Source organism: Azospirillum sp. B4 (genome assembly GCF_000333275.1).
Classification (GTDB): domain Bacteria; phylum Pseudomonadota; class Alphaproteobacteria; order Azospirillales; family Azospirillaceae; genus Nitrospirillum.
The window spans coordinates 1-3,251 of record NZ_BACU01000084.1; the positions used below are offsets into that span (position 1 = coordinate 1).

General features: G+C 68.6%; 3 protein-coding genes and 1 pseudogene. 3 read left to right on the top strand and 1 reads right to left on the bottom strand.

Annotation, left to right across the window (positions count from 1 at the left end; translation table 11 throughout):
• From I55_RS04140 to I55_RS04150, 3 genes and pseudogenes are all read left to right on the top strand, one after another.
• Positions 1-321: pseudogene (locus tag I55_RS04140) on the top strand (hypothetical protein); the annotation flags it as partial.
• 2 nt (positions 322-323) lie between these two features.
• Positions 324-1,622, top strand: coding sequence for an adenosylmethionine--8-amino-7-oxononanoate transaminase (locus tag I55_RS04145; RefSeq protein ID WP_044559243.1), 1,299 nt, complete (start codon positions 324-326; stop codon positions 1,620-1,622).
• Positions 1,619-1,831, top strand: coding sequence for a ribbon-helix-helix domain-containing protein (locus I55_RS04150; RefSeq protein WP_044559244.1), 213 nt, complete (start codon positions 1,619-1,621; stop codon positions 1,829-1,831). The genes I55_RS04145 and I55_RS04150 overlap by 4 nt, the downstream gene beginning before the upstream one ends.
• 11 nt (positions 1,832-1,842) lie before the next feature.
• On the opposite strand, the gene I55_RS36800 is transcribed toward I55_RS04150, so the two are convergent.
• Positions 1,843-3,251: hypothetical protein (locus I55_RS36800; RefSeq protein WP_044559245.1), on the bottom strand; the 1,409-nt coding region annotated here is incomplete at its 5' end.

Here is a 3,251-nt window from a genome sequence, read left to right on the forward strand (position 1 = left end):
GACCCCATCGACTTCGTGCGCACCATCGCGGTGGCCCGGATCACCATGCCCGCCTCCATGGTCCGCCTGTCGGCCGGGCGCGAGGGCATGAGCGATGAAACCCAGGCCCTGTGCTTCCTGGCCGGCGCCAACTCCATCTTCTACGGGCCGAAGCTGCTGACCACCGCCAACCCGGTGGCTGATCATGACAAGCAGCTACTGGCCCGCCTGGGCATGACCACCATGGACGTGGTCGAGGAAGGCTGCGCTGATGAGGGGCACGCCGGCGAGGGCCACGCCCACCCCGGCGAGGGTGGCTGTTCCGGGGCCTGTGGCCACTGATCATGGTTAGTCCTGGATCGTTTCCTGACCGGAACGATTGGTTCCAGCAGGGCGGCCAGCATATCTGGCTGCCCTATACCCAGATGAAGACGGCCCTGCCGCCCCTGCCTGTGGTGGCGACGGAGGGGGTGCGCCTGACCCTGGCCGATGGCCGGCAACTGGTGGATGGGGTGGCCAGCTGGTGGACGGCCTGCCACGGCTACAACCATCCCCACATCCGCCAGGCGGTCGAGGCGCAGCTGGCGCGCATGCCGCATGTCATGTTCGGCGGCTTGGCGCATGAGCCGGCCTACACCCTGGCCGCGCGCCTGGCGGCGATGCTGCCCGGTGACCTCAACCGCGTGTTCTTCTGCGACAGCGGTTCCGTCTCCGTCGAGATCGCCATGAAGATGGCGACGCAATACTGGCTGAACCGGGGCGTACCCGGCCGCACCAAGCTGGCGGCCTTCCGCGGCGGCTATCACGGCGACACCATCGCCACCATGGCGGTGTGCGACCCGGAGGAGGGCATGCACAGCCTGTTCGCCGGCCTGCTGCCCCAGCATCTGATCCTGGACCTGCCGGTGGATGCGGAGTCCACGGCGCGGTTTGAGCGCGACCTGGACGCCCATGCCCACACCCTGTCCGCCATCCTGGTGGAACCGCTGGTGCAGGGGGCGGGCGGCATGCTGTTCCATGACGCCGCCGTGCTTCGGTGCTTGCGCGCCGCGGCCGACCGCCACGGCCTGCTGCTGATCTTCGATGAGATCTTCACCGGCTTCGGCCGCACCGGCACCCTGTTCGCCTGTGAGGCCGCCGGCGTGGTGCCGGACATCCTCACCCTGTCCAAGGCCTTGACCGGCGGCACCATGGCCCTGGCCGCCACCGTGGCCAGCGACCGGATCTTCCAGGCTTTCTGGTCGGACAACGCCCTGGCCGCCCTGATGCATGGCCCCACCTACATGGCCAACCCGCTGGCCTGCGCCGCCGCGAACGCCTCCCTCGACCTGTTCGAGAGCGAGCCCCGCCTGGCGCAGGTGGCGGCGATCTCCCAGGGCCTGGCCGCCGGCCTGGAACCCTGCCGCGCCCTGCCCGGCGTCAAGGACGTGCGCACCCTGGGCGCCATCGGCGTGGTGGAGCTGGAGCGCATCACCGACATGAACGGCCTGAAGCGCCGCCTGATCGACCGGGGCGTGTGGGTGCGGCCCTTCGGCCGCATCGTCTACCTCACCCCGTCCTTCACCATGGACGCCGACGACCTGGCCTTCCTCACCCGCGCCGTGGTCGACGCCGTGGCCGATCACCAGAAAGCGACCGCATGACCCTGCGCAAGCGTTCCGTCCTGATCGCCGGCCACCCCACCAGCGTGACGCTGGAGGAACCCTTCTGGGAAACCCTGAAGGACATGGCCGCATCCCGCGACCTCTCGGTCAACGCCCTGGTGGAGGAGATCGACGGCCACCGCGACGGCAACCTGTCCAGCGCGCTCCGCGTCGCGGCGCTGCTGTGGGTGAAGGGGCGGGCGGGGTAGGGCTCGGCGCGTCACCCTTGGTCGGGCGGGGAGAGCCTGTCGAGTACAACCGCCAGGACCTGCGCCACGCCTTGGTCCTCCGGATGCGTCCGCGCCAAGTCCGTCAGTTCCTCCAATCGTGTGTTCGCCTCTTCGTCACGCCGGGGCGTAGCTGATGCGGCCTGAAGCACCGCGATCCCCAACCCCTTGGCCAGTCGCTCGCGGACGGCTGTGTCTTGGGGCCAGTCACTGGCGAGGGTGCGGAGTTCTTGGAGGAGGGCGTTGGCGCGCTGGGTATCGGTACCGGCGCGTGCGAAGGCGTTGAACAACCCCTTGGCCAGTGGCTCGCGGACGGCTGTGTCTTGGGGGCAGTCACTGGCGAGGGTGCGGAGTTCTTGGAGGAGGGCGTTGGCGCGCTGGGTATCGGTACCGGCGCGTGCGAAGGCGTTGAACAACCCCTTGGCCAGTCGCTCGCGGACGGCTGTGTCTTGGGGCCAGTCACTGGCGAGGGTGCGGAGTTCTTGGAGGAGGGCGTTGGCGCGCTGGGTGTCGCTGTCCGCATCGTTGAAGGCGTTGAACAACCCCTTGGCCAGTTGCTCGCGGACGGCTGTGTCTTGGGGCCAGTCACTGGCGAGGGTGCGGAGTTCTTGGAGGAGGGCGTCGGCGCGCTGGGTATCGGTACCGGCGCGTGCGAAGGCGTTGAACAACCCCTTGGCCAGTGGCTCGCGGACGGCTGTGTCTTGGGGCCAGTCACTGGCGAGGGTGCGGAGTTCTTGGAGGAGGGCGTTGGCGCGCTGGGTATCGGTACCGGCGCGTGCGAAGGCGTTGAACAACCCCTTGGCCAGTGGCTCGCGGACGGCTGTGTCTTGGGGCCAGTCACTGGCGAGGGTGCGGAGTTCTTGGAGGAGGGCGTTGGCGCGCTGGGTATCGGTACCGGCGCGTGCGAAGGCGTTGAACAACCCCTTGGCCAGTTGCTCGCGGACGGCTGTGTCTTGGGGCCAGTCACTGGCGAGGGTGCGGAGTTCTTGGAGGAGGGCGTTGGCGCGCTGGGTGTCGCTGTCGGCATCGTTGAAGGCGTTGAGCAACCCCTTGGCCAGTCGCTCGCGGACGGCTGTGTCTTGGGGCCAGTCACTGGCGAGGGTGCGGAGTTCTTGGAGGAGGGCGTTGGCGCGCTGGGTATCGGTACCGGCGCGTGCGAAGGCGTTGAACAACCCCTTGGCCAGTCGCTCGCGGACGGCTGTGTCTTGGGGCCAGTCACTGGCGAGGGTGCGGAGTTCTTGGAGGAGGGCGTTGGCGCGCTGGGTGTCGCTGTCCGCATCGTTGAAGGCGTTGAACAACCCCTTGGCCAGTTGCTCGCGGACGGCTGTGTCTTGGGGCCAGTCACTGGCGAGGGTGCGGAGTTCTTGGAGGAGGGCGTTGGCGCGCTGGGTATCGGTACCGG

What these genes read in the sequence shown, in the direction of transcription:
- I55_RS04145 (WP_044559243.1), top strand. Translation starts at nt 324, where the DNA reads ATGGTTAGTCCTGGATCGTTTCCTGACCGGAACGATTGGTTCCAGCAG.
- I55_RS04150 (WP_044559244.1), top strand. Translation starts at nt 1,619, where the DNA reads ATGACCCTGCGCAAGCGTTCCGTCCTGATCGCCGGCCACCCCACCAGC.